Raw genomic sequence first — 809 nt, forward strand, 5'->3', positions numbered from 1 at the left:
TCAACACTCCCTTTAACATAAATAAAATTTGATTTTTCTTTCTCAAGCTTATACTTTAATTGGTAAGAGCCTGTTCACGATCTTAATTTTAATTAATAATTAAATAGGTTTTTAAGCAAAAATTAATAAGATTTTTGTAGGAATAGTTATTCATATTTCAAAAAAATCTTATAATTTGCAGCCAAAAAGACCTGAAATATAGGTAAATTAATTTACTTTCATACAGCCTAAGCTACGTACGAAAATTTTTATTTTCATATATTTTTTTGTCTGTAATACTACTTCACCGATTTTTCTCTGAAAAATCTCTATAGGCGGTAATTCTGTCCAATAACGTGCAACGTGAATACCACTTGCTGACATTTCTAAAAGTTCTACTTGAGCATCTGATTTTTCGGAACAGAGAATAATACCTATCAGGGAATTTTCAGCTTCAAAACATTCATTCTTCTTTAGCCAATTTAAATATAACTCCATTTGACCTTTATATTCCGCTTTAAACTTGCCTATTTTTAATTCAACTGCTACTAATCTTTTTAATTTTCTATTAAAAAACAGTAAATCTAAATAAAAATGTTCATTATCTATAGTCATACGCTTTTGCCTTGCTACAAAGGAAAAACCGATACCAAGTTCTAAAATAAATTGTTCAATTTGCTGCAATATTGCATTTTCCAAATCACTTTCATAATGTTCATCCGGAAGTTCTAAGAAATCAAGTATGTACGGATCTTTAAGGATTAAATCAGGCTCTAACTGAGAATTCATTTTTAATAATGATAATACTTGTTCGTTGTTGGGAGTGTTGA

The 809-nt window shown here is 28.3% G+C and carries 1 protein-coding gene; it reads right to left on the reverse strand.

Annotated elements, in window-relative coordinates; translation table 11 throughout:
- Nucleotides 1-207: 207 nt before the first annotated feature.
- A partial coding sequence (locus SB78_RS05630; RefSeq protein ID WP_146625044.1) for a PDDEXK nuclease domain-containing protein occupies nucleotides 208-809 on the reverse strand: 602 nt, incomplete at its 5' end.

Origin of the sequence: Rickettsia asembonensis, assembly GCF_000828125.2 — a bacterium.
GTDB classification, from domain to species: Bacteria; Pseudomonadota; Alphaproteobacteria; order Rickettsiales; family Rickettsiaceae; genus Rickettsia; species Rickettsia asembonensis.